The sequence below is a fragment of the Rhodococcus sp. NPDC127527 genome, assembly GCF_042672245.1.
Taxonomy (GTDB): Bacteria; Actinomycetota; Actinomycetes; order Mycobacteriales; family Mycobacteriaceae; genus Rhodococcus_G.
Genome location: NZ_JBHXVP010000009.1, coordinates 192,436 through 218,742, shown reverse-complemented (window position 1 = coordinate 218,742; position 26,307 = coordinate 192,436). Strand labels below are relative to the sequence as shown.

The 26,307-nt window shown below is 67.8% G+C and carries 32 protein-coding genes and 4 pseudogenes; 22 read left to right on the top strand and 14 right to left on the bottom strand.

Going from position 1 to position 26,307, the window contains the following annotated elements; all coding sequences use genetic code 11:
* Nucleotides 1–561 (bottom strand): annotated as a pseudogene (locus tag ACFVH2_RS17010) (urocanate hydratase); the annotation flags it as partial.
* A 183-nt stretch (nucleotides 562–744) separates the two neighbouring features.
* Here ACFVH2_RS17010 and hutC point away from each other — a divergent pair.
* On the top strand, nucleotides 745–1,512 hold the full coding sequence (gene hutC / locus ACFVH2_RS17005; protein WP_378427821.1) for a histidine utilization repressor: 768 nt from the start codon (nucleotides 745–747) through the stop codon (nucleotides 1,510–1,512).
* Nucleotides 1,513–1,720: 208 nt separating this feature from the next.
* Here hutC and ACFVH2_RS17000 read toward each other — a convergent pair whose 3' ends face one another.
* Entirely contained in the window at nucleotides 1,721–2,521 is an 801-nt protein-coding gene (locus ACFVH2_RS17000) for an IclR family transcriptional regulator (RefSeq protein WP_378427820.1), read from the bottom strand.
* 106 nt (nucleotides 2,522–2,627) lie between these two features.
* Between ACFVH2_RS17000 and ACFVH2_RS16995 the strand changes: the two genes are divergently transcribed.
* From ACFVH2_RS16995 to ACFVH2_RS16915, 17 genes are all read left to right on the top strand, one after another.
* Entirely contained in the window at nucleotides 2,628–3,149 is a 522-nt protein-coding gene (locus tag ACFVH2_RS16995) for a hypothetical protein (RefSeq protein WP_378427818.1), read from the top strand.
* Nucleotides 3,150–4,249: 1,100 nt separating this feature from the next.
* Nucleotides 4,250–4,819: an RNA polymerase sigma factor gene (locus ACFVH2_RS16990; protein ID WP_378427816.1), complete on the top strand. Its 570-nt coding sequence runs from the start codon at nucleotides 4,250–4,252 to the stop codon at nucleotides 4,817–4,819.
* Nucleotides 4,816–5,523 carry a Rieske (2Fe-2S) protein gene (locus ACFVH2_RS16985; protein WP_378427814.1) on the top strand — a complete coding sequence of 236 codons (708 nt, stop codon included), beginning with the start codon at nucleotides 4,816–4,818 and terminating at the stop codon, nucleotides 5,521–5,523. The genes ACFVH2_RS16990 and ACFVH2_RS16985 overlap by 4 nt, the downstream gene beginning before the upstream one ends.
* An 88-nt stretch (nucleotides 5,524–5,611) precedes the next feature.
* On the top strand, nucleotides 5,612–5,869 hold the full coding sequence (locus tag ACFVH2_RS16980) for a hypothetical protein (protein WP_378427812.1): 258 nt from the start codon (nucleotides 5,612–5,614) through the stop codon (nucleotides 5,867–5,869).
* A gap of 70 nt (nucleotides 5,870–5,939) precedes the next feature.
* Nucleotides 5,940–6,446 carry a cupredoxin domain-containing protein gene (locus tag ACFVH2_RS16975; RefSeq protein WP_378427810.1) on the top strand — a complete coding sequence of 169 codons (507 nt, stop codon included), beginning with the start codon at nucleotides 5,940–5,942 and terminating at the stop codon, nucleotides 6,444–6,446.
* Nucleotides 6,443–7,411 carry a metallophosphoesterase family protein gene (locus ACFVH2_RS16970; RefSeq protein ID WP_378427808.1) on the top strand — a complete coding sequence of 323 codons (969 nt, stop codon included), beginning with the start codon at nucleotides 6,443–6,445 and terminating at the stop codon, nucleotides 7,409–7,411. Before ACFVH2_RS16975 ends, ACFVH2_RS16970 begins: the two co-directional genes overlap by 4 nt.
* Nucleotides 7,412–7,494: 83 nt before the next feature.
* Complete coding sequence (locus ACFVH2_RS16965; protein WP_378427806.1) at nucleotides 7,495–7,965, top strand: hypothetical protein; 471 nt, start codon at nucleotides 7,495–7,497, stop codon at nucleotides 7,963–7,965.
* A gap of 4 nt (nucleotides 7,966–7,969) precedes the next feature.
* Nucleotides 7,970–8,299: a Sec-independent protein translocase protein TatB gene (gene tatB, locus ACFVH2_RS16960; RefSeq protein ID WP_378427804.1), complete on the top strand. Its 330-nt coding sequence runs from the start codon at nucleotides 7,970–7,972 to the stop codon at nucleotides 8,297–8,299.
* A 71-nt stretch (nucleotides 8,300–8,370) separates the two neighbouring features.
* Complete coding sequence (tatA, locus tag ACFVH2_RS16955) at nucleotides 8,371–8,622, top strand: Sec-independent protein translocase subunit TatA (protein WP_378427802.1); 252 nt, start codon at nucleotides 8,371–8,373, stop codon at nucleotides 8,620–8,622.
* Between the two features lie 84 nt (nucleotides 8,623–8,706).
* Complete coding sequence (gene tatC / locus ACFVH2_RS16950) at nucleotides 8,707–9,630, top strand: twin-arginine translocase subunit TatC (RefSeq protein ID WP_378427800.1); 924 nt, start codon at nucleotides 8,707–8,709, stop codon at nucleotides 9,628–9,630.
* Nucleotides 9,631–9,746: 116 nt separating this feature from the next.
* Complete coding sequence (locus ACFVH2_RS16945; RefSeq protein WP_378427798.1) at nucleotides 9,747–9,890, top strand: hypothetical protein; 144 nt, start codon at nucleotides 9,747–9,749, stop codon at nucleotides 9,888–9,890.
* 8 nt (nucleotides 9,891–9,898) lie between these two features.
* Nucleotides 9,899–10,249, top strand: a complete 351-nt coding sequence (locus ACFVH2_RS16940; protein WP_378427796.1) for a DMT family transporter — start codon at nucleotides 9,899–9,901, stop codon at nucleotides 10,247–10,249.
* Between the two features lie 529 nt (nucleotides 10,250–10,778).
* Nucleotides 10,779–11,489 (top strand): histidine phosphatase family protein, encoded by a 711-nt coding sequence (locus ACFVH2_RS16935; protein WP_378427794.1) that lies wholly within the window; start codon nucleotides 10,779–10,781, stop codon nucleotides 11,487–11,489.
* A gap of 154 nt (nucleotides 11,490–11,643) precedes the next feature.
* Nucleotides 11,644–12,003, top strand: coding sequence for a hypothetical protein (locus ACFVH2_RS16930; protein ID WP_378427792.1), 360 nt, complete (start codon nucleotides 11,644–11,646; stop codon nucleotides 12,001–12,003).
* 276 nt (nucleotides 12,004–12,279) lie between these two features.
* On the top strand, nucleotides 12,280–13,716 hold the full coding sequence (locus ACFVH2_RS16925) for an FAD-dependent oxidoreductase (protein ID WP_378427790.1): 1,437 nt from the start codon (nucleotides 12,280–12,282) through the stop codon (nucleotides 13,714–13,716).
* A gap of 435 nt (nucleotides 13,717–14,151) precedes the next feature.
* Complete coding sequence (locus ACFVH2_RS16920) at nucleotides 14,152–14,580, top strand: hypothetical protein (RefSeq protein WP_378427789.1); 429 nt, start codon at nucleotides 14,152–14,154, stop codon at nucleotides 14,578–14,580.
* 58 nt (nucleotides 14,581–14,638) lie between these two features.
* Nucleotides 14,639–15,079, top strand: a complete 441-nt coding sequence (locus ACFVH2_RS16915) for a VOC family protein (RefSeq protein WP_378427787.1) — start codon at nucleotides 14,639–14,641, stop codon at nucleotides 15,077–15,079.
* 49 nt (nucleotides 15,080–15,128) lie between these two features.
* On the opposite strand, the gene ACFVH2_RS16910 is transcribed toward ACFVH2_RS16915, so the two are convergent.
* The 4 genes from ACFVH2_RS16910 to ACFVH2_RS16895 form a co-directional block, all read right to left on the bottom strand.
* Nucleotides 15,129–15,755: a dihydrofolate reductase family protein gene (locus ACFVH2_RS16910; protein ID WP_378427785.1), complete on the bottom strand. Its 627-nt coding sequence runs from the start codon at nucleotides 15,753–15,755 to the stop codon at nucleotides 15,129–15,131.
* Complete coding sequence (locus ACFVH2_RS16905; RefSeq protein WP_378427783.1) at nucleotides 15,752–16,657, bottom strand: acyl-[acyl-carrier-protein] thioesterase; 906 nt, start codon at nucleotides 16,655–16,657, stop codon at nucleotides 15,752–15,754. The genes ACFVH2_RS16910 and ACFVH2_RS16905 overlap by 4 nt, the downstream gene beginning before the upstream one ends.
* Nucleotides 16,658–16,746: 89 nt before the next feature.
* Nucleotides 16,747–17,391: a dihydrofolate reductase family protein gene (locus ACFVH2_RS16900; protein ID WP_378427781.1), complete on the bottom strand. Its 645-nt coding sequence runs from the start codon at nucleotides 17,389–17,391 to the stop codon at nucleotides 16,747–16,749.
* A 203-nt stretch (nucleotides 17,392–17,594) separates the two neighbouring features.
* Entirely contained in the window at nucleotides 17,595–18,173 is a 579-nt protein-coding gene (locus tag ACFVH2_RS16895) for a dihydrofolate reductase family protein (RefSeq protein ID WP_378427779.1), read from the bottom strand.
* A gap of 546 nt (nucleotides 18,174–18,719) precedes the next feature.
* Between ACFVH2_RS16895 and ACFVH2_RS16890 the strand changes: the two genes are divergently transcribed.
* A complete protein-coding gene (locus tag ACFVH2_RS16890; protein ID WP_378427777.1) occupies nucleotides 18,720–19,175 on the top strand; it encodes a nitroreductase family deazaflavin-dependent oxidoreductase in 456 nt (151 codons plus the stop codon).
* Nucleotides 19,176–19,434: 259 nt separating this feature from the next.
* Here ACFVH2_RS16890 and ACFVH2_RS16885 read toward each other — a convergent pair.
* A pseudogene (locus ACFVH2_RS16885) lies at nucleotides 19,435–19,605 on the bottom strand (ATP-binding protein); the annotation flags it as partial.
* On the opposite strand from ACFVH2_RS16885, the pseudogene ACFVH2_RS16880 reads away from it, so the two are divergent.
* Nucleotides 19,602–20,045 (top strand): annotated as a pseudogene (locus tag ACFVH2_RS16880) (Cmx/CmrA family chloramphenicol efflux MFS transporter); the annotation flags it as partial. The pseudogenes ACFVH2_RS16885 and ACFVH2_RS16880 sit on opposite strands and share 4 nt — an antisense overlap.
* Before the next feature lie 174 nt (nucleotides 20,046–20,219).
* On the opposite strand, the gene ACFVH2_RS16875 reads toward ACFVH2_RS16880, so the two are convergent.
* The 5 genes from ACFVH2_RS16875 to ACFVH2_RS16855 form a co-directional block, all read right to left on the bottom strand.
* Nucleotides 20,220–20,417, bottom strand: coding sequence for a PLDc N-terminal domain-containing protein (locus ACFVH2_RS16875; RefSeq protein WP_378427775.1), 198 nt, complete (start codon nucleotides 20,415–20,417; stop codon nucleotides 20,220–20,222).
* Nucleotides 20,418–20,432: 15 nt separating this feature from the next.
* A complete protein-coding gene (locus ACFVH2_RS16870) occupies nucleotides 20,433–21,011 on the bottom strand; it encodes a DUF2716 domain-containing protein (RefSeq protein ID WP_378427773.1) in 579 nt (192 codons plus the stop codon).
* An 85-nt stretch (nucleotides 21,012–21,096) separates the two neighbouring features.
* Entirely contained in the window at nucleotides 21,097–21,321 is a 225-nt protein-coding gene (locus tag ACFVH2_RS16865; protein ID WP_378427771.1) for a cold-shock protein, read from the bottom strand.
* A gap of 253 nt (nucleotides 21,322–21,574) precedes the next feature.
* Nucleotides 21,575–22,252: a hypothetical protein gene (locus ACFVH2_RS16860; protein WP_378427769.1), complete on the bottom strand. Its 678-nt coding sequence runs from the start codon at nucleotides 22,250–22,252 to the stop codon at nucleotides 21,575–21,577.
* Between the two features lie 28 nt (nucleotides 22,253–22,280).
* Entirely contained in the window at nucleotides 22,281–22,610 is a 330-nt protein-coding gene (locus ACFVH2_RS16855; RefSeq protein WP_378427767.1) for a thioredoxin family protein, read from the bottom strand.
* 243 nt (nucleotides 22,611–22,853) lie between these two features.
* Between ACFVH2_RS16855 and ACFVH2_RS16850 the strand changes: the two genes are divergently transcribed.
* Nucleotides 22,854–23,429 (top strand): lipocalin family protein, encoded by a 576-nt coding sequence (locus tag ACFVH2_RS16850; protein WP_378427766.1) that lies wholly within the window; start codon nucleotides 22,854–22,856, stop codon nucleotides 23,427–23,429.
* Between the two features lie 13 nt (nucleotides 23,430–23,442).
* Here ACFVH2_RS16850 and ACFVH2_RS16845 read toward each other — a convergent pair whose 3' ends face one another.
* The gene (locus ACFVH2_RS16845) at nucleotides 23,443–24,948 is read right to left on the bottom strand and encodes an SDR family oxidoreductase (RefSeq protein WP_378427764.1); all 1,506 of its coding nucleotides are present in this window, start codon (nucleotides 24,946–24,948) and stop codon (nucleotides 23,443–23,445) included.
* Nucleotides 24,949–25,047: 99 nt separating this feature from the next.
* Entirely contained in the window at nucleotides 25,048–25,707 is a 660-nt protein-coding gene (locus ACFVH2_RS16840; protein ID WP_378427763.1) for a fasciclin domain-containing protein, read from the bottom strand.
* Between the two features lie 259 nt (nucleotides 25,708–25,966).
* Between ACFVH2_RS16840 and ACFVH2_RS16835 the strand changes: the two are divergent.
* Nucleotides 25,967–26,279, top strand: a pseudogene (locus ACFVH2_RS16835) (oxidoreductase); the annotation flags it as partial.
* Nucleotides 26,280–26,307 lie beyond the last annotated feature (28 nt).

The window sequence follows — 26,307 nt, the reverse complement described above, 5'->3', positions numbered from 1 at the left end:
GGTGACGGCCAGCGGCTGGGCGCCGCCCATGCCGCCCACGCCGGCGGTGAGGGTGATGGTCCCGGCGAGGGTGCCGCCGAAGCGCTTCCGGGCGATGGCGCCGAAGGTCTCGTAGGTGCCCTGCAGGATGCCCTGGGTGCCGATGTAGATCCAGGACCCGGCCGTCATCTGGCCGTACATCATCAGGCCCTCGGCCTCGAGCTTGCGGAACTGCTCCCAGTTCGCCCAGTCGCCGACCAGGTTGGAGTTCGCCAGCAACACGCGCGGCGCCCACTCGTTGGTGCGGAAGACGCCGACCGGCTTGCCGGACTGCACCAGCATCGTCTCGTCGGACTTCAGCGTCTGCAGCGTGCGGACGATGGCATCGTAGGCCTCCCAGCTGCGCGCCGCCCGCCCGGTCCCGCCGTAGACCACCAGGTCGTCGGGCCGCTCAGCCACCTCGGGGTCGAGGTTGTTCATGAGCATGCGCAGCGCACCCTCCTGCTGCCACCCGAGGCAGGTCAGGTCGGGGCCGTGCGGTGCGCGGACGGGTCGGGGTCCGGTGGGGGAGTTGTCGGTCATCGTGAGTCTCCTGACGAAAGGTTGCGACCCCCATGACACCGTCCCGACGCGGCCGGGAACAGTGCCTCCTTCAGAAAATCTCGGATACGAGACGCCGGGCGTAGGGTGCGTCCAGCCGGGCGAGCGCGGTCTCGACCGATAGACTGACTGAAACCAGAATGCCCACGCTTGGGGCGGAAGTGGATGGTGGCGAGAGTGCCGATCGACGAGTCCGACGTAGCGTCGCTCTATCGGGCCCGCGGGAACGACGCCGCGCCCGCCTATCAGCGCGTCAAGAACCTCATCGCCGAGCAGATCGTCTCGGGCCGTTGGCCTCAGGGCGATCAGCTGCCGTCGGAGAACCAACTCGTCAGCACACTCGGACTGTCTCGCATGACCGTCAACCGAGCGTTGCGGGAACTGACCGCGGACGGATTGGTGGTCCGCCTGATGGGTGTCGGCACGTTCGTCGCCGAACGAAAGGTCAGCTCGGCGCTTTTCGAGGTACGCAACATCGCCGACGAGGTGGTGCGGCGGGGGCATCGACATCGCAGCGAGGTGGACTTCCTTCGTGCCGAACCCGCCGACGCACTGATCGCGCACCAGTTGGGGGTTCCTGACGGGAGTCCGGTATTCCATTCGCGGCTGGTGCATTTCGAGGACGATCTGGCCATCCAGGTCGAGGACCGGCACGTCAACCCCCAGATCGCGCCGGACTACCTCGACCAGGATTTCACGGTGCAGACACCGAACAACTACCTGATGACGGTGGCGCCGCTCGGCAGGGGGGAGCACGTCGTCGAATCCGTGCTCGGCACCGCGGAGGAGTGCCGACTGTTGGGCATCGCCGAGACCGAGCCGTGCTTACTGATTCACCGTCGCACCTGGTCCGAGGCGAAACTGGTGAGCACGGCCCGGCTCGTGCACCCGGGTTCCCGCTACCGACTCGAGGGCACCTTCGACGCACAGTGAGTCGCGGCGGGCGGCCCCACCGCCCGATCATCTCGGCGACCTCCGGCACCTCGCGGCCACTGACGTCGGCCACCTCGCTGATCTCGAGCAGGCCGAACTGGTCGAGCAGCAGGTGCACCCGGGCCGCGAGATCCCGCGGCACACCGGCGTCGATCGACCCGGTGACCCGCGCGTGCAGGTCCGCGCCGAATGTGCTGCGTCGGCCGACTCAGCCGGGGGACGGGGCGTGGCCCGAGATGTGGGCGGTCAGGCGATCCGCGCCACCGAGCAGGATCTGCCCCACTGCGTCCGGCACGGGATAGGCCAACTGCCTGCGCCAGGTGGTGCTCAGCGCGGCGACGGCGCGGCCGTTGTGGTCGAACACCGCGGTGCCCACGGACCGCAGACCCGTCGTCACCAGGTCCACCTCTTCCGCCCAACCTCGACCACGGGCCTCCGCGAGGGTGCGGCGCAGCTCGGTCAGGGTCCGCGGGCCCAGTCCGGTCCGGGTGATGAAGTCGCCGCGCCGCGAGTACAACGCCTTGACCTGGGCATCCGGAAGGGCGGCGAGGATGGCGCGCCCGTTGGCGGTCAGGTGCGCCGGCAGCCGCACACCGATGTCGGTGATCAGCGACACCTCGGCCGCTGGGCCTGAGGTGGGGCGTTCCTTGAGCAGGTAGACGGTCTCGTTGCCGTGCAGGATTCCCAGGTGCACCGCCTGACCGAGCTGCATGGCCAGCCGGTGCAGGATCGGTTGCGCGAGACGCTCGAGCGGCTCGTGGCGCAGGTAGGCCGAGCCGATTTCGAAGGAGGTCACCCCGAGCCCGTACGCCTGCTCGCCGGGCACGTAAACCACGAAACCGCGGTCCACGAGGACCGAGAGGATGTGGTAGACCGACGAGCGGGGCAGGTCCAGATCGCGGGCCAGGGCGGCCGCCCGCACCGGCCCCGGGCGCTGCGCCAGCCGGACCAGAATGTCGAGCGCACGGCCGACCGCCGGCGATGCACTGGAACTCGCAGGCGTGTCCACGCCGCCGATTCTGCCAGCCCTGTCCGGTATCCGACGGGACGCAATCGGGCCGGTTTCTCGCGACGATCGTCGAACGCGCGGGCAGTCCACGTGTTTCAATCCATTGATGCGAAAGTCACTGCTGGTTTCTGCATTGATCGTTGCATGGCTGATTGCGGGGGCCGCGTCCGTGGAGGCCGCACAACCGTCCTGGACCGGCGATTACTCGTTGAAGCGCTTCGCCGCGACGAAGACCGGCACGAGTTTGGCTGCACGACCGTGGGAGCCCGATTTCGCCGACACCTACACATTCGAGACGAGTTGTTCGAACGGGCCCTGCGTGGCCACTGTGACCGCAGGACCGAAGCCCGCGAATCCGACCCTGCCCCAACCTGCGCAGTACACATGGGACGGCACCAGTTGGGTTCATCACTACGACTGGCAGTGGGACTGCTACCAAGGCGAGGGCGTGCCCAAGGTGTGGGCGCCGGCGCACTCGGTGGCGTTCTACACTCCGCAGCGAGACGGCACACTGACCGGCTCGTGGCGCACCGACATCGACAGCGGCCCGTGCGTAGGCTCGGTGATCATGCAGGTCGCGGCATACCCGGTCGATCCAACTCCCGGAACCTTCGGCAGCAGCAGCTGAGAGTCACCGGAGCACCGAATCGAGCCTGACACAAGGCAATCCACGTCCGCGTAGCAACATCCCGCCACCCAGGGTTTCGTCACTGTGACGTATTAAGGGGGGCAGGCGGGGAAGGCGGAAACCGGAAGCGAAGTCGCTCGATGTGCGGAATGGGTGGATCACGAGGAGAACAGGCAGCGCGGCAGGCAGTCATCGACGCGCGGTCGGCGCAATGACCGACGTCCCGGGTCGGGTCAGGCCGGCGGGAGTCGATACTGCGTCGGCGACCCGAACACCAATCCGCCGATCCGTGCCGTCGAGGCGGTTGTATTGCTCGACGGGAGTGTTGCTAGACGGACGGCCGGGCACATCCAGTGACCACCTGATTCGAACAGGGTACCGATAATCGACATTATGTCATTTCACATCCCGGAGACCCGTCCCCGAACCGGGCGTCCCGGTCGCCGCGAAGGGCTTGCCGCGTGCGACCGCAGCCGCCGGTGACTGACGGCGGTCAGGCGCGGCGCTACCCCGGACCGGATGCGGCCCCGCTGCCCGGAGTTGCGGCGACCGGTACACCGAGTGACCGTGACACCGCGCCGTGTCACGTCGCAGACGATGTGCATGTCGCACACTCGGCCTCGGCCGGCCGATCCGGCGATCGATCACGAACCGTCGACGATCTACCCTCCCCGAGCGACCCGACCGATCCCCGATCGGATTTTCGTGGATAATTGCGATTATCCACGAAACGTATTGTGTTCCACTCCCGTTCGAGGACCTCGACATGAACGGCCGCCGTAGTTGGCCATCGCGTTTGCATGATCCGTCCCCCGCCGCATTGCGCTTCCGACTAGTACATCGAGCCACACCGCGCTACGCGCCCAGACCTACCGCCCGCGTTTCGGAACTACCCGATTGGCGGCCGCCTTGCCGAGCAACCAGGCCTCCCCCAGCGACCGTCATCGGCGCCGAAAGCTCGCCTGCCCGCCCGAGCAGAGCGCGATCGCCGCCCAGCGTGGCAGTGGTTGTTCGGCCGAATCGACGGTGCTGTAACCGTGGGTGCTATCTACTGGTAGGCGTGACGATGCGTCGGCGACGGACTCGGAAGGCAACGCGTCATGGCGGGACGGTCGGAATCCGGGCCCCGGCACACCCCGGATCGGGAGCGGGGGCGGGAGCTGCGGCTGGTGTCCGGTGACGGTTATCCCGACTGGGAATCGGTGTACCGAGACAACGTGGCCTGGGTGTACGGCCTGATGTTCGCTCGTGTCGGCAACCGCGCGGACGCGGAGGACCTGACCGCGGAGGTGTTCATGACGGCACTGCGGCCATTGCGGATGTCGGCGAGCGTTCCGGAGGTGCGCGGGTATCTACGTGCGACCGCGCGGACAGCGCTGGCCGGGTACTGGCGTACCCGGATGGGCCGTGAGATCACCACCATCGACGACGATCTCGCCGCCGAACCGACCAGTGAACCGGCCGTGAACACGAAGGCCGAGACACGCGCGCACGCGTTGCTGGACCGGCTTCCGGCCCGATATCGGCGCATTCTGGAGCTGAGGTTCCTGCAGGGGCTGTCTGTGCGCGACGCAGCGACCGACCTGGGGGTCAGTCTCACGAATGCGAAAGTACTGCAACACCGGGCACTGCAGATGGCGGCACGGCTCAGCGAGGGAGGTGCACAGTGAGCGGCAGAGAGGTTCGCCGATACGTCGAAGACCTGCTGGCCGGGCGGCGGCCACGATCGTTCCACCCGGACGAGTCCGACGCCGAGCAGATGCGCGCGGCGATCACGCTGCGCGCGGCCCGGCCGGGCGCCGACGAACCTAGCGAGTCCTTCCTCGCCGATCTGCAGCAGCGCATCGCCGCCGACGTCGGCGAACCCGCGACGCAGGACTCCGATACCGGTGGGGGTTCGACATCGCGCAGGCAGGTGCTGATCGGGGGGTCGGTCGCGGCGGCGGCGGCCGTTGTCGGCGCCGTCGTCGATCACACGATCTTCGGCGGAATCGCCGCGGAGAAGGAACAGGGTCCACCGGCGACCGAGTCGACCCTGGCGCCGACCAACGGCGCGTGGCGGGCTGTCGCGGCCAGTGCCGACGTCCCAGACGGCGCCACGGTCGCGTTCGATCTCGGCACGATCAACGGGTTCGTGCGCCGCGTCGACGGTCGGCCGGCGGCGGTGTCCGGGGTCTGCACTCATCAAGGCTGCCGGCTCTGGTTGGACGCCCCCGCCGCCACGCTGCGGTGCCCGTGCCACGTGACCTCGTTCTCGACCAGCGGGCAGGTGCTCGCCCACCAGCTGCCCGCCGCTCCCGCGCCGCTGCCGAGTCTGCAGATCCGCGAGACTGGCGGCACGATCGAGGTATTCGCGCCCACCGAGCCGGCCTGACCCACACGGTGTAACCCGCTCCCCTATCCATTGGTGAACGATCCGCGTCAGCGGATGATCACGGACCGATGGAAACGACGGGCGAACGATGAACGCTCTGATCGAGATGTCTCGACTGGTGATGCGGCGCCCCGGCCCCGATACCGACGTCGAAGCCGCCGCTGCATGGCATCAGGCGAAAGGCAGGCTGCTCGAGCAGCTGGCCGCCGACGGCGGCCCCGACGCGGCCGACTCCGCTGCCCACGCCGCCGCCGCGTACGCACGGGCCAGGTCGATGCTTCGCGGACCGCTCCGATCGCAGTACGAACCGCATCGTCAGGGCGCCGCAACCACGCGACCCGTGTAACCCCGGTCCCTATCTATCGGTGAACGTCCCGCACCCGGCGGGAGACGACGCGGATCGGAGAACCAGACTCATGAGACTGTCCTTGGAACGACGACATGCGTTGGCGACCATGGCTTGTGGCACCGCGGCGGCGTTGATCCTGAGCGCGTGCGCCGGATCCGACACGGCATCGCAGACCGACGAATCCTCACCGACGTTCGAATTCGCTTCCGGCACCGAGACACCGGGGATGCCCGGCGGCACCGCGCCCGGCACCGCGATGCCTGGGATGCCGGGCATGTCCGGCATGCCGGCTGCCGTGCAGAGTCCCGCAGCAGCGCCCACGACCGCGAACGCGGTGAACATCGACAACTTCGCCTTCGTGCCATCCTCGCTCGCCGTGCCCGTCGGGACGACGGTGACCTGGACCAACAAGGACGAGGAACCGCACACCGTCGCCAGCAGCGACGGCAGCTTCCATTCACCGGGGATGGGCGCGGGCGCCACCTTCACCTTCACCTTCACCAAGACGGGCAGCTTCGACTACGTCTGCTCGATCCATCCGTTCATGCACGCGACCGTGGTGGTGACGCCATGAGCACCTCCCAGCCCGAACACACCGATCCGCGCGACCCGCACACCATGACGCGGCGCCAGCTCATGCGACACACCGCGTGGTTCGGTGCCGCGGTCGGGTTGACCGTCGTCGGTGGCGAGGTCCTCTCCCATGTCGCCGGGGCCGCGACCAGCCCGGCCACCCCGACGACCCGTCCGACCCTGCGGTTTGCCCAGATCAGCGACAGCCACATCGGCTTCCAGGGCACCGCGAACAGCAACGTCACCGACACCTTCACCGAGGCGATCGGACAGGTCAACTCGCTCGGCTACACCCCCGACTTCGTCATCCACACCGGCGACCTCACCCACCTCGCGACCCCGGAACAGTTCGACCAGGTCAAGCAGATGATGACCGGGCTCGACACGCCACACATCTTCACGGTGCCCGGCGAACACGATTCCACCGACGACGGCGGCCAGCGGTACAGGGACGCGTTCGGCAAGGGCACCCGCGGCGACGGCTGGTACAGCTTCGACACCGCCGGCGTGCACGTGATCGCCCTGGTGAACACGTTGAACCTGAAGCTGCTGGGCCACCTCGGGCAGGACCAACTCGACTTCGTCAAGAACGATGTCGCCGGGTTGTCCGCCGACACCCCGATCGTCGTGTTCAGCCACATCCCATTGTTCGCGATGTACCCGCAGTGGGGCTGGGGTACCGACGACGCCACCCAGGCACTGAGCTATCTGCGGCGCTTCTCGTCGGTGACCTGCCTCAACGGCCACGTCCATCAACTGTTCACCAAGACCGACGGCAACATCACCTTCTACAGCGGCACCACCACCGCCTACCCGCTGCCGCGGCCCGGCGAGGGCGGCCCGGCCGCCATACCGAAACCGGTCACCCTGCCCGCCGGGAAACTGCATGGCGCCCTCGGCATCCGGGAAGTCGGCTACGTGAAGGGTCGGCAGACCCTCGCGATCAAGGATCAGGCCCTGACATGAGGTTCACCCGGACATCCACGCTCGAGAGAGAACCATCCGCCGCCATTGCAGACGCGACGACCGACGGTCTGTACAGCAGGTCGATGTGGCGCACCCTGCCGGATCTGTTGCTGCGCATCGGGATCTGTGTGTCGGTCGCGATCAGTGGCTACATCCATTTCGACCTGTACCGGGGCGGCTACCGCTACATCCATCTGATCGGGCCGTCGTTCCTGCTGCAGGCCGCCGCCTCCTTCGCGCTTGCGGTGTTGCTGTTGCTGGGAGGCCCGCTCATGCTGCGCATCGCTGCGGGCGGTCTCAGTGTCGGCGCGTTGGCGGCATTCGTGTTGTCGCGCACCGTGGGCATCTTCGGGTTCGCCGAGATCGGTTGGCAACCTGCGCCGAGGGCGGCGGTCAGCGTCGCCGCCGAACTCGCCACCGTCCTCTTGTGCGCCGTCTCAGTCCTGATCCATGTGCGGTCGCGGCGTGCAAGCCGAATGAGGCCGTCGGGTGGAGTCGAGCGATTCCCGTCCGCACCGCAGTCGCCGCCGAACCGGAGCAGAGCGGGAGCGTGACCCCATGTTCAGCAATCTCGGCTGGGACAAGATCGTTGTCCTGTTCGTCGCAGCCCTCGTAGTGCTGGGCCCGGAACGACTGCCCGGCGCACTGCACCAGTCACTGCAGTTCCTGCGCCGTGCCCGCGACTACGCCAGCGGCGCCACCGAACAGCTCCGGGACGAGCTGCGGCCCGCCCTGGACGAGCTCGGTCGGGTGCTTCCGCAGCCCACTCGGAACCTGGACGTCGCGCCACGGATCGTCATGACCCCTGACCACGACAGCGAGGGAAGCATCGCCGACCCCGCTGCGCCTGCCGGCGGTGCGCCGGACGACCGAGACGAGGACGTGTAACCCGCACCCCTATCTATCTGTGAGGGTCTCGCCACCCTCGACCGACGACCCGACATTCTGGGAGGTACGACATGGGCACAATGAGCCCGTGGCACTGGGCGATCGTGATCGTGGTCCTCATGCTGCTGTTCGGTTCGAAGCGGCTACCGTCCGCAGCGCGCGGCCTGGGGCAGTCGCTTCGCATCCTCACCAGCGAAATGAAGGAGATGCAGCGCGAGCAAACCGCCTCCTCGGCGACTGCTCCCGTCTCCACCCCAGGTGATCCGCGCCCCTCCGCTGCGCAGCCCGCGCCGACGCCCGAACCCACAGACCCCGAGCCCTGAATCGCTCGTCGCCTCGTTCCCCTGCCGCAGTCCGGGTGGGATCACCCGAACGGGCGGCTTCCGACCAATCACCAGAAGGCGGCCGTGCGAAACCAGTTCGAGCTGCTCCGTCGGAGAACCGCCGCCGATCCGAGCGGCACCATGCCGCTGGTCGAGCACCTGCAGGAGCTGCGCACCAGGGTGCTGATCTCGCTCACTGCGGTCCTGATCACCACGATCGTCGGTGTCGTCTGGTACTCGCACTCGATTCTCGATGTCAACAGCCTCGGCGAGATCCTGCGCGGCCCCTACTGTGCCCTGCCACCCGACGCGCGCGCGGCCCTCACCGTCGACGGCACCTGCCGGCTACTCGCGACCGGACCGTTCGAGCAGTTCATGCTCCGGTTCAAGGTCGGTCTCACCGCCGGCATCGTGCTCGCCTGCCCGATGTGGATGTACCAGATCTGGGCGTTCATCACGCCGGGCCTCTACCCGAAGGAACGCCGATACGCGATCGGCGTCGTCTCGACAGGCGCCGCGCTGTTCGTTTCCGGCGCCACGCTGGCCTACCTGGTGGTCTCGAAGGCGTTGCGCTTCCTCATGACCATCGGCGACAACGTCCAGGTCACCGCGCTCAGCGGCACCCAGTACTTCGGGTTCATGATCAACCTGCTGATCATCTTCGGGGTCAGCTTCGAGATACCACTGCTGATCGTCGCGCTCAACTTCGTTGGTGCGCTCACCTATGCGCGGCTGAGGGCGTGGCGGCGGGGCCTGATCTTCGGGCTGTTCGTCTTCGCCGCCGCCGCGACGCCGGGCCAGGACCCGTTCTCGATGCTCGCGCTGGCGTCAGTGCTCACCGTACTGTGCGAGGGCGCGGTCCAGATCGCTCGCGTGCACGACAGACACAAGGCCAAGAGGGAAGCGAGCGAAGGCTGTGGCACGGCTGCCGACGATGCGGCAACCGACCTTCGCGCACTCGAGCCCGTCGCCGTGGTCGAGGAGACCGGCGGCCCGGGTGCCGTGTGAGAATAGCCGCGCCACAGTGCTCTTCGCGTCTCTCGTTCGTCGCCGACGACGCCGCCGCACCTCGTCCGCAGCTGCTGCAGCAGCTGGCCGTGATCGTCGCATAGCGGGACGCAGGGATGCTCCACTCGGAGTTCGCCAACGCCCGCGTCGATCCACTGCTCGCCGATCTTTCGGGCGCCCAGGTCGAGTCGCACGGTGCGGCGATCGCCGAGGTCGACCGCGTCGCTTCCGAGTTTGCGCGATCGGACTACGCGTCGTGAGCTGGCTCGTGCTGATCAGTGCGGGCCTGGTCGAGGTCGCGTGGGCTCAAAGCATCCAACCGACCCAGAACTTCACCAGGCCGGCACCGACGGCGCTGTGCCTTCTACTCATGTGCACGGCGGTGTACCTGCTGTCCCTCGCGATGAACAACCTCCCCGTGGCGATCGCCTACGTCGTGTTCAGCGGCATCGGAGCGATAGGGGCGATCGTGGTTGGGGTCGTAGCGCACCACGACCCTGTCAGCATCGGCCGGGTGACCGCGACGGCGCTGATCGTTGCCGGGATCGTGCTGGCCCACCTCGCTACCGAGCAGCCGGAACCGGCGTCGGTCGCCGCTGGCGAGACAGTTCAGGATTGACCATCGTTCACCCGAGTTGTTCTCCATCTAGGGGTGGGACTCGACGCCATCCGCGTCGTACACGGCGCGGGCGGCCTCGACGGCGGCGATGTTCTCGTCCGCCCACAGCGTCAGGCCGCGCAGGACAGTGCCGAGACTCGCTCCCAACGGGTCAGGGTGTAGTCGACCGGGCCGGCACGGGGTGACAGCGCGGTCACGAGGAGACTGACCCCCAGTGGGGCCGCTCACGCCGCTCCCGAACTCCTCGTCACCGGAGGGGCGCTGTCGATCATCGACAACAGCAGGTGAGCGGGTCGCGCGAGTCGGCATGCCGCTCACACCTCCGCCACCGGTGGGTCCGCCTGCGCGCGGTCCGGTGCGCGCGGGCTCCCGATGGATGGGATACCCCATGGTCGGTTCTGACGAACAGCTGCTTCTGTGAGATGCGACACCCCAAACTTCGATCTTCGGCATACACGAAGTGGCATCCCCACGATGAAAGGCATTCCCACCCATGCGAATCCGATCTCTTCGACTATCCGTTGCGGCGATGGCGGCCGCGGTCGCGGCCACCACCGGTACCGCCGGCGTCGCGTCCGCCGACATCGACTTCGGCAGCTCCGGGGGCAGCTCCGGCAGCAGCAACGGCGAGATGGTCGTCACCCTGGTGCGCCATGCCGAGTCCGCCGGTAACGTCTCCGGCCTGATCGACACCAAGGTGCCCGGACCCGACCTGACCGCACGCGGCCAGACACAGGCAGACAATCTGGCCGTCCAGCTGGCCGACCAGGATTACGACTGCGCCTTCGCGTCCAACATGGTGCGTACCCAGCAGACGGCGGCACCGACCGTCGCCAAGCACGACCTGCGCCTCGACATTCAGCCCGGTTTCCGGGAGATCGAGGCAGGCGAGTACGAGGGCACCCCGGAGGCTGCGGCGCTGTCCGGGTACCTGCAGGCGCCGATCAAGTGGCTCTCCGGCGACCTGAACGCACGGATTCCAGGCTCCATCGACGGCAACGAGTTCGACGGCCGCTTCGATGCGGCACTGCTCGAGGTGCAGCGCCGCGGCTGCACCAACCCGGTGATCTTCTCGCACGGCGGCACCATCATGTTCTGGTCCATGATGAACGCCAGCAATGCCGACAAGAGCAAGCTCGGCACCGATCCGATGCGTAACGGCGGCCACGTCACCCTCAAGGGCAGCCCGAAGAAGGGCTGGACGATTGTCGAGTGGGTCGGCCACCCGGACATTGGCTGATTCACCCTTCCGCGCCCCGGATGTCACCGACACAATCGATGGCGTCCGGGGCGCAGTCGTATCTCAGCCCAGGGTCGGCATGGCGACGCCGGCAACAGCCTTCATCGTCCTCCGCACGGTTCCCAGAGTCCGAAAGACCGCGATAAGGTGCGATGTGCCCGAAATTGCGAGTCGGCGTCGCACCCAGCCGGCCCCGCCTCACATCGTCTATCGCGCCATCGTCGAACCCGACCGGGACCAGACTCGCCCGTGGCTGATCCTGCACCACGACGAGCAACGCCCCACCGGCATGGGCGCCGTCGAACCACATCTCGTGGTGTGGAGCTCGCTGTGGCCGCTGCGCCCGGATGCCCGCGTCCGGTTCGAGATCGTCGGACCGCCGCACGGCAGCACCACGTTGCGCTGGACGGTGACCGTCGACGACCCGATCCCGGAAGACGAGACGATCGTCCGGATGCGGACGCGGGTCAACGAGTTGATCAACGCGAACCTGCGCTTCACCTTCGGGCAGTAGACCCCCGGGTCCCTCCCGGGCCAGCCTGACCGGGGGCCGCCGCGCTCCCCCGGGGCTGGCGATCATCACGTCGCCGAGTTCGAGATCCCTCGATGCTCGACATGAACCACACACCACAGGTTGCCCGCGTCAGCATCGAGACCAGGAACCCGACGGGCGGTCTCGACTTCCGCTGGGCGGGAACCCATCTCGCGTGCGCTCCGCGAGCCCCTAGCATGACTCGAGTCACACCGTCTGAACCAAGTGATCTTGAGCACTTTCAACGAGAGGGCGAATATGGGCGTTTCGGGCTTCGACGAGGAGTACGACGTGGTGGTCGTCGGATCGGGTGCGGCGGGTACGGCTGCGGCGCTCGGTGCCCACCAGGCCGGGGCTCACGTGTTGGTCGTCGAGAAATGCGACGAGGCGACCGCGGGCGGCAACACACGTGTCTCCGGCAGCGGGTGGTGGGTCAACCGGAGTCCCGAACGGGCACGCACTTTCCTGCGGTCGCTCAACGGCGCCTTCCCGGTCGCCGACGATGTCGTCGACGCGTGGGCGGACGAGACCGCCGAGAACTCACGATGGCTGAAGGAACTCGGCGCGGACGTCTCGCTGAGCTCCGAATACCACACGGAGCCGGAGTATCTCGAGCTCGACGGCGCCGACTGCTACGCCGGCATGGACACCGTGACGGGCCGGATGGGGAACGGGCTACTGCACGACTTCCTGCACCGCGCAGTCGCCGAGCGCGGGATCGAGATCCGTTTCGGGACAGCCGCCGTCGCGCTCATCACCGATGACGAAGGTGTAGTGGGCGTCGAAGTGGAGGATGCGGACGGGCAGCGCAGGATCGGAGCCCGCGGTGGTGTCGTCCTGGCAACCGGCGGGTTCTCTGCAAACACGCGGATGGTCCGCGACTACCTTCGGGTCGAGGACCACGTGCTGTGGGGCTCGCCCGCGCTGACCGGCGACGGACACCGGATGGCGCAGGCGGTCGGAGCGGACCTGTGGCACATGGACAACATGATGACGATCACCGGCGTGCGCGGTGACGACGAATTCGGCCACTACCTGGCGCTGTGGAACGCGCACAACTACCTCTGGGTCTCACCCGACGGGCGACGGTTCGCGGACGAGTCCGCCGAGCCCAAGCACGGTCATGTCTGGCGAAACGGCGCGTACGAACTGTTCCCGCTCCGCCCCTTCCACCTGGTCTTCGACGAACAGATGCGCACCGCGGGTCCCCTGAGTCCCACTCCAGACGTCCTGCCGGTCGGCTGGAACCTCCTGATGAACGGCACACGGTGGAGCCTGGACAACAGCGAAGAGATCGCGAAGGGCTGGATCAAACGCGCCGACTCGATCGCCGAACTCGCCGTCCTGATCGGAGCGGACCCGGAGACGCTCGAGCACACGGTCGAGCAGTACAACGCCGCGTGCGCAGTGGGCCGCGACGACCACCTCGGGCGCTCTCCGGAGACACTCGCCCCGGTCTCCCGTGCACCGTTCTACGTCCTCGAGGTGGTACCGCTGCTCGGCTGGAGCAACGGCGGTCCACGGCGTGACGGGCGGTCGCGGGTCCTCGACACCCGCGGCGACGTCATCGTCGGTCTGTACGCGGCAGGTGAGATGAGCTCGACGTACAGCTGGGCCAAGGACGGTGGCTTCCACGTTGCCGACGCGCTGGCGTTCGGTCGCATCGCGGGACGCGACGCGGCCGCCCGTGCTTGAAACGCACCGCTGGGCGGGCGTCCTCGACCTTCGAGCCAACCACCGGCCGCGACCCCGACTGACGGAACAGACGTCATCGGGTTCTGTTGGGAGACCGTGGCGCCCCACCGAGCACCACCCCGCCAGCCGAAACGGCACCGTTTGCAGCACCGCTCCGGGTTCGGTGTCCGCTCTCACCGGAGTCGTCGCGATGGTCGCCACGATGGGGTCGCCGTCAACCACGTAGGCGAGACGGACGCAATCGACGCCGGCGGTGCGTGCGGCGGTCGGATCAGCTGTCCGACTGCCGCACGTCCCGCCCAGCGCTGGATTCCACGTCCTCGCTCCTCCCCCGGCATCAGTGCAGCTCGAGCGCTCAACACACATCGGGCGGCGCGACCGCGCGAGCAACACGACGGCGAGTAGTAGGGTGGCCGAACCTGGCCCCGACTGTTCTTGGAGGTCACCATCATCGGACTCGTTCGCCGATCGGTCGCCTGCGCCGCCGTCGTGGCCGGTTCGGTGCTGGCGCCGGCAGCCGTCGCCTCCGCCGCGGTCACCGCTCCGTTCCAGATCAACCCGGCGCCGTTCGGAAACCCGTACGGCAGCCTCGACGTTCCCACGATCCGCTGCGTGGCCGTGGTCGGTGAACAGCCTGGGGCGGTGAGGATCACCGGCCCCAACGAAGGCTATTGGTGGTGCGTACTCCCAGGCGACGTGCACTGGCTGAACGTGTCGAGTGGAGCCTCCGGCTCCGCCCGGATGTCGGCCGGGGCGGACGGACGCCCGGAGGCGGTCCTGCCGACCGGGACCGGGCAGGTCGTCGTCGCCGTCACTTCCGACGCCCCGTACACACCGGGCATCACGACCGTCTACGTTCCGTAGGCGCCGGCCCCGCGGTCCGGGAGGGCGCGGGCAAGACAACAATTGGAGAGTGCAGCCAATGGCACACGTACAACGTTTCGACCACGTCGGCATCACCGTTGCGGACCTCGACTCGGCGACAGCGTTCTTCGTCGGACTGGGTCTCGAGGTGGAGGGCACCGGATCCGTGGAGGGCGAGTTCGTGGAGACCGTCTGCGGCATCCCAGGCGCGCACTGTGAGATCGCGATGCTGCGGCCACCCGGTGGAGGGTCCCGGCTCGAGCTCGCGACCTTCGTCACGCCCGACCACGAGCCCGGATCGCCCACGGCGATGGCCAACGAGCTTGGCCTGCGCAACGTGTCCTTCGAGGTCGGAGACCTCCAATCGGCCGTCGATGCGGTGACCGCGGACGGGTACGGGCTCATCGGCGGCATCGGCGAGTACGAGAACAGCGTGCGGATGGCCTACGTGCGTGGGCCCGAGGGAATCATCGTGTCCCTGTTCGAGCAGATCGGCTGACGCGCCCGCGCGTTGCCCACATGTGTCCATGCGCCCTGATCGGCCACAGCTACATCTGGCCGTGAGCGACCGGCCCGGCCGGCTCGTAGGTGCCGAGGACGACGCCGAGATCGGTAACCGTGAGATCGACAGGACGCATCGTCACGGGGAGGATGCCGTCGTTGAACAAGCGGCGACCGGAGCCGAGCACCAACGGGAAGGTCATCAGGCGGAAGCGGTCGACGAGCTCGTGCCGCAGCAGGGTCCGGAGCAGTGTGCCGCTCCCCCAGACCTGCAGCTCGTCGCCGGGTTCGTCCTTGATCGCCCGCACCGCCGCGACGACGTCGCCCGTCACGAGGCCGGCGGTGTCCGGGTGCTCGCCGCGCCAGGTGGCACGGTCCTCGGTGAGCGAGTTGGACACGACGTACTTGGGCAGCGAGTTGATCGCCGTGGCAATGGAGTTCGCGGGGTCGATCTGATCGGGCCAGTAGCCGCGGAAGATGTCGAACGTTCTGCGGCCGAACAGGAACGCGCTGGCGTGGCCGTTGAGCTCGGCGACGAACTCCCCGACGGCCGGGTCGGGGAACGGGGCCTGCCAGCCGCCGTGGGTGAAGGCGTCGCTGGGGTCTTCGTCAGGCCCGCCGGGGGCCTGCATCACGCCGTCGAGGGTCAGGAACGTCTGAACGGTGAGCTTCATGTTCCCATGGTGGATCCGTCGCGCTCGCTGCGCGAGACGAACAGCCTGAACGCACTGCCGGCCCCACTCCCTCGCCCCCCGCCTTGTCGACCAACATTGCGCTCCCGACAGGAGAACGCCGATCCGGCGTGGCTCGGGCCCCCCGACCACGACCTCTCGGGCGGTGATAAGAGGGCCCGGACCTGCGCGAACGTTCGCACGTCGCCCAGCACCGCGAACGACATGTCCACGACGTCTCCGCGCCGGCGTGTTCCGATGTGCACCGGTTCGTCGTACCTGATCGGTTTGGCGTATTCGATCACCGCGCGGTACGGCCCCGACGTCAGGTCCGGTTCGCCTGCCAGCACCTCGACGACACCGTGCCAGTAGGCGGTGTTGTTGACGTGGTTGAAGTGGTCGATGTCGGTGCGGCGCAACGGGAAATCGACGCCTGGGCCGTCAGTGGGGTGTTCGGTGAGCCACGCCTTCCAGCGCAACCGCAGTTCGTCGGTGGTGGTCGCCATCGTCGACACGAACTCGTCGGACAACCGCGCCGGACCCATCGTCTGCTTGCTCACATTGATCCAGAATCCCTCGGTCTCGACCAGCCCGCCGTTGTCGCCGTCGAATCGCACACGCATCGCACACCACCGGGACGAAATGCCGGAACACCAGCGCCGCACCCGGACACGGTCCGGCCACTCGATCGGCCGCAGCACGTCGACGACCGCGCGCCGCATGATCCAGTGCGGGTGCACGTCCATCATCCCGGCGTATTCGAGGTGCCGGACACCCGCTTCCTGTACCGAGCGAGCGATACCGACAAGTCCCAACTGGCACCGATCGTCCATGTCCGGCGTCGCCATCGGCCACGACGTGTCGAACACGTGGCCGCTTTCGGGAACGGGCGCCAGGTCGGTCATGGGATGTGGTTATACCCGCCCGTCCCACTGTTCGAAGCCCGGCTCGCCGTGAGATCGCGCCGCCCGCACGGTTTGCCGGAAATGCGGGCTCAGTCGCGGCTTCTCCTGTTCCAGAGCTGATGGGTGAGCCCGCTGGCGGAGGTGACGGTCTCGATCGAGAAGCGGCTCTCGACGCCGCTCGTGCCCTCCCAGAGGGACACGCCGCGCCCGAGGGTGACGGGCACGATCACCAGGTGCATGAAGTCGATCAGGTCGGCTTGCAGGAACTGCCGCACGATCGAGGGGCCTCCACCGATCCGGACGTCCTGACCGTTGGCGGCTTCCTGGGCCATGCGCAGCACCTCATGGGGTGGTGCGTCCACGAAATGGAAGCTCGTTCCGTTGGGAAACTCGATGCTGGGGTGTGGGTGGTGGCTCATGACGAACACGGGTGTTCGAAACGGCGGTTCGTCGCCCCACCAGCCCCGCCACCCGTCGTCGGGCCAGTCGCCGGTTTGGGGTCCGAACTTGCGACGTCCCATGATCTCGGCGCCGACCCCCTGGCCCCAAAGGCTGGTCAGGGCGCGGTCCAGGGTGACCGGGGCGTCCACCCGGTCGACGCCGTCGATGACGCGTCCGTCGAACGACTCGAAGAGTCGTTCGGCGTCGCCGATCGGGGCGTCGAACGTCACGTACTCGCCGGCAGCGTAGCCGTCGAGGGAGATGTTCAGATTGTGGATCCGTGTGCGGGACATGGGCGACTCCTCAAATGATCGGATGGACCGGATACGCATGAACTGACCGACGAGACAGCCGGACTCACGGCGGACGCTCGAAAACGTGGCGGCCGAGCAAGGCGTCAACCGATCCTCTCGGCCGGGGACACGGGACCGCGCACCATCCTCCAGCGGAACGCACTGTCGGTCCAGCCGGACACGCAACCACGGCCGCGCGATCCTCAGACATGCAAGGTGGGCCGGTAGATGAGCTCCTGAATGTTGCCGTCGAGCGTCCGGCTCTCGATCAGCTCGAGGTCGAAGTCGGCCGCGCCCTGGAAGATCGGGTCGTCACCGGTCTGACCGGTGATCACAGGGAAGATCGTCACCTGGACGCGGTCGACCATTCCCGCGGCCATCAGCGCCCGGTTCATCGACAGGCTGCCGTGCGAGCGCAACGGCACCTCGGACTCCGCCCTGAGCCGGGCGACGACGTCGACGGCGTCACCGCTCACGACGGTCGCGTCCGGCCAGTCGAGTGGCCCATGCAGGGTGGTCGACACCACCGTCGCCGGCAGGCTCCTCATCCGACTGACCCATGGGTCGCGCACCGACTCCTCGGTGCCCGAGGCCAGCAACTCGGTGAACGCCCGATAGGTGTTGGCCCCGAAGACCATCCGCTGCTCCGCCTCGTACAGGGAGAGGCGGTGGTCGAGCAGTTCGGGGCCCTGCTTGCCCCAGTAGCCGCCCCAGTCGCCACCACTGACACCGCCGAAGCCGTCGAGACTGGAAAAGACGTCGAAGGTGTACGTGGCGGTCATGGCGCTCTCCTCGGTGTGGTTGATCGGGTACATGGATACAGACGGGAGATCACGGCGAAACTCATCGCGGTGGCTTCGGCTGGCTTCGGTCGCCCGGATTGAATGCGATCCACGGACCGCAACACCATCGAATTTCTACCGATTGGTCGGGCGTTCTCGCACAGGGCCAAGGCCCCCGCGATCATCGACGCGATCCTGTGTCCGGATCCGGAGTGCGAATACCGCTACCTGGCTATGTCAACAGCTCTTGGCCCCACATGTCGGAGATATCTGGCCCGACCATGCGTCGGCGTGTCGAGTTGCGAATAGCGCTTGGCCGACCGCCACCACCACCCCGAACGCAGTCCTACGTCAGGCCCGGGTCTTCTCTTCCCGCCACACTTCGAAGGGTGGATCACGACTGAACCACTCAACCCACGAGTCAACTGAAGTGGGGCAGTCCGGATCGCGGTTGGTGTTCAATAGATTGCCGCTGCAAAAGTCGATGAGCTGGCTAGCTGCCGTCGCAGTCTGCGGCCGATAGCCCGGAACCAGATGGGATGAAATATGGCTAAGGCCAAGGATCCTGAGAAGTTTCGTCGTAGTGTCAACAGCTTCAATAAGATTATCGTCGGGCTACAGAAGCTGGGCATAGCTTTTGGTCCGACGCACCTCCTCACCGTGGCCGGACGGCGTTCCGGTGCGCCGCGTACCGCTCCGGTAGCCGTGGTGCCCATCGACGGCGATCGATATCTCTTCCAGGCTTACCCTCGGTCAGCATGGGTAGCGAACGTCCGGGCAGCCGGTATCGCGACACTCGCACGCGGTCGGCGTTCCACCACCGTTCGCCTTGTCGAGGTTCCGGTGGAAGAGCGTAGTGGTCTCCTGCGGGATCATGTCGCACATAGTCCGGCGCGGGTCGGCAATCTGCTCGTTGATTCCGGGCTGGTCGAGAAGTCTGACCCCGATTCTGTCGCGGCCGCGGCGGACCGAATTGCGGTCTTCCGGATCGAAGCTGCCTGATCGATTCGTGTTCCTCTAGGCCTGATCTGGTATGTCAACGGCGTTGGTCGCGCCACACAGTGGATCGGCGCCGGCGCAGATTCTGCCGCAGCGACCGCCCAGAGCAAGTCCTCGCAATCAGTATCCTACGCAGCGTATCTGGATCGGCTGATCGTCGCGAGGGTTCCTGAAGAACGACGCGCGCCTGCCGAGGGTGGGCGCGGCGAACAGCGTCTCCAGTCGGTGAGCTTGTCGCCGCGCACTCTGCGCTGGTGATCGGTCACGTAACGGACATGGATGCTTTGGTGTGGGCGAGGCGGTAGCTGTCGGTGCCGGTTTCGATGATGGTGCCGCCGAAGGTGAGTCGGTCGACGATCGCCGCGCACAGGCGGGGATCGGTGAAGGTCTTCGTCCAGCCGGAGAACGACTCGTTCGCTGCGATGGCGGCTGACGGTCTTCGGTACCGGTTCCTTCGTCGGTGTCACTGTCGCGGGACGGTTCTCGGACCATCGTCCCGGTGTCGTCATCGCGGTCTGCGGCCCGGTGTTGTTGCTCGGTTGGGTCGCGTTGGTGACCCAGGCTCCGCACTCGGTGACGCTTCTGGTCCTGGCGTTTACACAGGATGCACTCTCCTTCGCGGTGGGCAGCACCCTGATCGCCAGGGTGCTCTGTGAGGCCGAGGACGCCCCGACCATGGGTGGGTCATATGCAACCGCGGCGCTCAACATCGGCGCAGCCGCCGGACCCGCTATCGCCGCAGCAACCCTCAGTTCTCATGTCGGCGATCTCGGGCCCGTGTGGACGAGCAGCCTCCTGGTCACGGTCGCGCTGGCGATCGGCCTGCCGCTGTTGCGGGTCATCGCACCCCGTGTCGGAGAGGTGATCCGATGACCCATGCGAAGGCTCCGCTGATTCATCCGAACCCAACCCCCTCCCCGAGTCGAGCGCCGCGCCGCTGTCAGGTGTCGGAACTGCGCCATCTCGGTCCGAGCCAGACTCCGGCGGGTGTCCTGCTTGACGATCGCTGGGCAGGAGGGATTCGACGGTAGGAGCCCGAACCAGCCATCAGCGGCGACCGAGGAACCACGCTGACGCGCCCAGGCAGGGAAGCGCGATGATGAGGGCGGACCACCAGAACTTCGATCCCAGACGATCGTGTTGGGACCTGGATACGGAAACGAGAGCAGCGACAGTCAGGACCGCCCAAAAGGTCACGAAGCCCGTTGTGGCGAGATCGAATCCGAGCGGAATCGTTGGATTCATCTCGATGCAGAACTCCTACTGCTGGCGGGAAGGCGGGGTTTGGTTGCGCTGCGCGGAATCTGGTTGTTTTCCGTCGACTCGTTTGACGGGCAGCCAGGTCGCGAGGGTGCGCGCAAGTGATCCCAGGAGCCGTTCGCCGTAAACGCACAGGGTTCGTTCCCAGGGGTGTCCGAACGTCCCCTCGCTGAGGTCGTCGCGCAGGAAGATGTAGTAGTCCCCGTTGGGGTAGACGGGAACCCGCCACTCGGTGTCGCGGGTTGTGGCATGGACTGCTGCATCGAGTCGGTAGCACGTGTGCTGCCAGTCCAGCACCACAAACGTCGGGTCCTCCGCGAACTCTGTGATGAAGCAGCGCAATGCCTCTGCATTCACCGCATCGAAGCGGCTCGACCAGGCGCCCGCGATGTCCGCCGGCGCCGTGAGGTCGAACGTGATCGACGGTGTCGGTTCGGCAATCGCCGGCCAGTCCGATTCGGTGCTGCCCGGCCGGAACCCGAACCTGTCGGTGAATCGATCCCAGTACCGATTCTGGTCTTCCAGTGTGGTCCAGCCGGGCGGCAGCGGACTGCCGAAGTCGAGCGTGTGCCTCATCATTGCGGCGACCTCCTTCGGCTGACCCCCGGCCCGATCTTGCCGGGGACCACCTCCGTGAGGTTCGTTGCCCGCAGCTTTGCGATCGTCACGTCTCCAACTGCCTTACCCGGGTCGCCCGGAACGAGTATCCGTCCTGCTCCGCCCGCTCCCAGTCGAGATCGACTGTCGCACCTACGGTCAACGCGCGGAATCCGGTCCCGTCGATGTTGCTGTAGTGCGCCCAGCATCCGCCAGGGGTGTCCGGGGAGTCCAGCACTCCCCATCCCAGCTCGGCGTGCCACTCCCGCACCGTTCCCCTTGTCTGTCCCACGACCACGACCATCTCACGGCCTCGGCAAGGAACAACTGCCCGAAACGCCGGAATTCGGTAAGAAGTTCCTTCTCCCGTGACCCTCGACACAGAGTCCGTCGCAGCACCGGGCGGCACCGTCATACGCCAGGTTGAACCCGAGCTTGCCGGACGTACCCCGGTCCGAACGCCCGACCTTCAACTTGACCTCGCTGGAGTCGGTCAATCGTCGATGATGTTCGCCGAATACTCGTCCGGCGTGCTCTGGTCGCCATCAGGCGATCCCCTGCGCGACGCTGTCCCAGAAAAGCAGCTCGTAGGACTGCAGCAGGCGCGCGCAGCGCCGGGCGGAGACGGCCGTGTCGCCCGCGTCCAACCCCGCCTGGAGGACCGCGAGCATCCGATCCTCCAAGCCCGGCGGCGGCTCGGCGAAGAACGCAAAGAACGCGAGGTCGGCCTCGCCGGCGCCGTAGCGTTCACGCAGCGCCCGTGCCACGCCGCCACAGTTCGCGCCCCAGGCGGCGAGGTTGGCCAGCAATGCCAGCGTCACGTCGGCGCGCGAACCATTGAGCGCCAGCCACGCGACGAACGCCGGGTAGACCTGCGCTTGGGGGTTTGGCTCGTGGCTGCGCAGCCCCGCCTCGTCAAGGCCCAGCCAGGCGGCGAAGTCGAGCAGCCTGGCGAGCGCCTGGCCCTCGCCGGTGGCGAGGTCCAGGAACAGGTCGCCGGCGGGAGGCTCGGGAAAACGCCCCGCGAGGAACGCGAAGCTCCGCCGGTCGCTCGAGACGATCGCATACTGCTCACCCGCGAACGCCCGCAGGCGATCCTGGGGAACTCGGCCGGCGGCGAGCGCCTCCAGCAAGCGGTGCGAGCGGATCGACTGTTCGACCGCCGACAGCTCGCCGCGCAGCCCGTCGAGCAGCGCATTGGCTATGACCCGGTCGTCGGACATCGCGCCCCCGTCGCTGTTGCGGCCGGTCTCACTGAGGAGCTCCGGATCTGGCGCCCGCGTGGCGCAGTGCCGCGACGAGCTGAGCAACCGTCGGGGATCCTTCCGCGCCATCCGAGGTCCGGTACACACGGCACGACAGCCCGACAACGGCACCGGACTCGGCAAAGGGATCGACGCCGTCGATCAGCACCGTCGGTGAACCCGTGAACGCCGTGGCCTCAGCGTCGTCGATGGTCGCGACCTGTCGCAGGCGGACCGCGATGTCGGACCTCCCCACTGCCGTGAGGGCCTCGTGCAGGCGATCACGAGCGGTGTGCCAGTTCGGGCAACCGTCGAAGTACACCACCTCGACTTTCATGGGATCGATGATGCACCGCTAACCGACGGTGTTGCCAGTCGTCGGGCGGCTACCGGGTGGAGCGGCGGAGTTCGGGATCTCCGGGTGCGGATGCGGATGGCCGCCGTGCACCGTGACGGTGCGGGTGAATGGCGCCGCCAGGGGGGAACAGTTCCCGTGACCCATCCCCGCGGGCCGCGGCCCCGAACCCCCTGCACAGCTGTCCCGGCCGTGTGCGGCCCCGAACCGTGAACAGGAGAACTCGTGACCCGATCGATCGTCGGCCTCGGCGTGGCGGCACTGGCCGTGACGGTGCTGTGCGCCGCGCCGGCGCAGGCGGCCCCGCTGACCCCGGTTCCTCGGCTCGACATCGCCCGCTACGTCGGCGTCTGGCACCAGTTGGCGGCGAATCCGGCGCCGTTCAACCTCGACTGCGTGCGCGACACGACCGCGACCTACACGCTGATCGACGAGCGGAACATCCGCGTGGAGAACTCGTGCACGACCATCGACGGTCGGCGGCGCGGCATCGTCGGCAATGCCAACGTCAATGGTCCCGCCGCCCTGCACGTCTCGTTCCCGGGCGTGCCGTTCCAGGACTCGCAGGAGGGCCCGAGCAACTACCTCGTCGCGTACGTCGCCGACGACTACTCGTGGGCACTGGTCGGTGATCCGACGCGGCTGTCGGGGTTCGTGCTCTCGCGCTCCCCGGTCGTCGACGAGGCGGGCTGGCACCGGATCCGCACGGTGGTCGAGCAGAACGGCTACAACTCGTGCCTGATTCTCACCTCGCCGACCACCCAGGGCTATCAGCAGATCCGGCCGCTGTGCACGGTGTGAGCGGTGTGGACTGTCACCGGCCCGCCCTGGCGGCGCCGGCGATGTTGTCGAGCATGCCGGTGAAGATGATGCCGTGCAGCGGCAGCAGGGAATACCAATAGAGCTGCCCGGCAAGGCCTTTCGGGAAGAAGATCGCCCGCTGCCGCAGCCGGGTGGTGTGGGCGTCGAGGGCGTCGAGTCGCCATTCGAGCCAGGCACCGCCGGGCGTGCGCATCTCGGCACGAAGCCGCAGCAGGTGGAGTCGCTCGATCCGTTCGACCCGCCAGAAGTCCAGTGCGTCGCCAGTGTGCAGTCGGTGGGGGTTGCGTCGCCCACGTGCCAGTCCGACGCCTCCGGTGAACCGGTCCAGCCAGCCGCGAACCGTCCATGCCAGCGGGAACGAGTACCAGCCGTTCTCCCCGCCGATGCCCTCGACGACCTGCCACACCCGCTCGATCGGGGCGTCGCAGACGAGGTCGCGATCGTCGGTGTGGACGACGTCACCGGCCCAGCCGGGATCGGACGGCAGCGGATCGGCGGGCGCACCGACCGGTGACGCGTTCGCCCAGGTGGTTTCGACGTCGCCGTGCGCGATGCGGCGCAGGGCGAGCGCGACAGCGGCGCGGTATCCGGTGGTCCCGCCCGGTGGCGGCGGAATGAACTCGTCGATGTCGTGTTCGGCGGTGACGGCGTCGGTGCTCAGCGACTCGATCAGCGCGCGACCGAGCCGGGGCGGGATCGGGGTCACCAGTCCGATCCACAGGCCGGCAAGTTTCGGGGTGAGCACCGGCAGGACCAGGATTCGCCGCCGGTGCAGGCCGGCGACGTCGGCGTAGATCTGCATCATCTCGCCGTAGCGCAGCACGTCCGGGCCGCCGATGTCGTAGGTGCGGCCGCACGGCAGTGGGGCGGTCGCGGCCGCGAGCAGGTAGTGCAACACGTCGCGCACGGCGATCGGCTGGATGCGGTTGTCCACCCACCGCGGCGTCGTCATCACCGGCAGACGGTCGGTCAGGTGCCGGATCATCTCGAACGACGCCGAACCGGAACCGATGACGACCCCGGCCTGCAGTACGCAGGTGGGCACACCCGAGCCGATCAGGATCTCGCCCACCTGGCGGCGTGAGCGCAGGTGCGTCGACAACCGGTCCGAGTCCGGATGCAGGCCGCCGAGGTAGACGATGCGGCCCACCCCCGCGCGGGCGGCCGCGGCGGCGAGGTTCTCGGCGCCGCGGCGTTCGGCGTCGATGAACTCCCCACGCCCGCCCATCGAGTGCACGAGGTAGTAGACGACGTCGACGTCCCGGCAGGCACGCTCGAGCGAGTCCGGATCGGTCAGATCCCCACGCACGACCTCCACGGTGGCGGCCCACGGCACGTCGCTGATCTTGTCGGGGTGGCGGGCCAGCGCCCGCACCCGGTGCCCGGCCTCGACGAGCCGCGGCGCCAACCGGCCGCCGATGTATCCGGTGGCGCCGGTGACCAGCACCCGCAACCGGGTGTCGGTGCCGTGCGGCCCGGGCGGCAGCGGCGCGTCCACGTCCTCATCACCTCTTCCGGACTGTCTCGACCCTCCCCTCACGACACAGGGTTCCGCCGGAGTGGACGGCCCCCAGGGACCGCCACTCCAGTCGACGGATCACTGCGCGGGAGGCATCAGGACCGAGTCGATCAGGTAGACGGTTGCGTTCGCGGTCTTCACGCCGCCGCACACGACCGCCGCGTCGTTGACCTTCAGGTTGTCACCGGACCCGGTGACGGTCAGGGTTCCGCCTTCGGCGGTGGTGTGGGTGCCGTCGACGGCCGCGGGGGTCAGCTGGCCCGGAACGACGTGGTAGGTGAGGACCTTCGTCAGCGTCGCCGAGTCCGTCTTCAGCGAGTCGATCGTGGCCGGGTCGGCCTTCGCGAAGGCGGAGTCGACCGGGGCGAACACGGTGAACTGTCCGCCGTTGAGCGTGTCGACCAGGTTCACGTTCGGGTTCAGCTGTCCCGACACCGCCTTGGTGAGGGTGGTGAGCATCGGATTGTTCGAGGCGGCCACGGCAACGGGATCCTGTGCCATCCCCTGGACCGACCCGGCACCGGCGGGCACCTCCGCGGCGTAGGCGGCACACCCCGGCCCGACCAGGCCCGACGCGGGCTCGGCCGTCATCGCGGACGTCGCCATCGACCCGGTGGACTGCATGGACGCGGTCGAGTCGGCCGCGGTGGAGCCGTCGCCGTCGGACGAACAGGCCGAGAGCCCGAGGACCGTCACGGCGACGAGGCTGACGGCGGCTGCGGTGCGGTGCGTGTTCATCGTGATTCCCACTTTCATCGTTCTCGGTGGCGGGCCCAGCAGTCGGCTGATGTCCCGGTGTCCCAAGGGTTTCGACGCCGGCACCGAGGCGGATGGGTCGAGTTCGCAGCGACGTCCCCGTTCCGGTGCCGCCACGCCCGAAACCCATCCGATTCCGCGGCCGCACCGAACTGTTCACGACGAGCGGAGAGGGCGTGGGGACACATGGCGACGCAGACGCACCGAGAATCGAGCCCGGGAGTGTCCCGGTGGCGCACGCTTGCGGCGCGTCCTGTCGGGGGTGCCCGCCGCGGCCGTGGTTCTCGGTGTCGGTGAACTGGTGGCGGTCCCGATCGGTCCTGCCGCGTCACCGTTCTTCGCTGTCGGGTCCACGACCGTCGACCGGAGCCCCGCCTGGGCGAGGGAGTTCGCGATCCTCCACCTTCGGCACCGACGACAAGCCCGCACTGTTCATCGGCATGAGCGCCGCGACCGTGGCCCTGGCCGCCCTCGACGAACCCGAGCAGCGGCACACCGAGGGCGTCTCGCGGCGCCAGTTCCTCGGGCTCGCGGGGACGGCCGCCGCGGCGGCCGCGACGGCATCGTGCAGACGGACCGGCG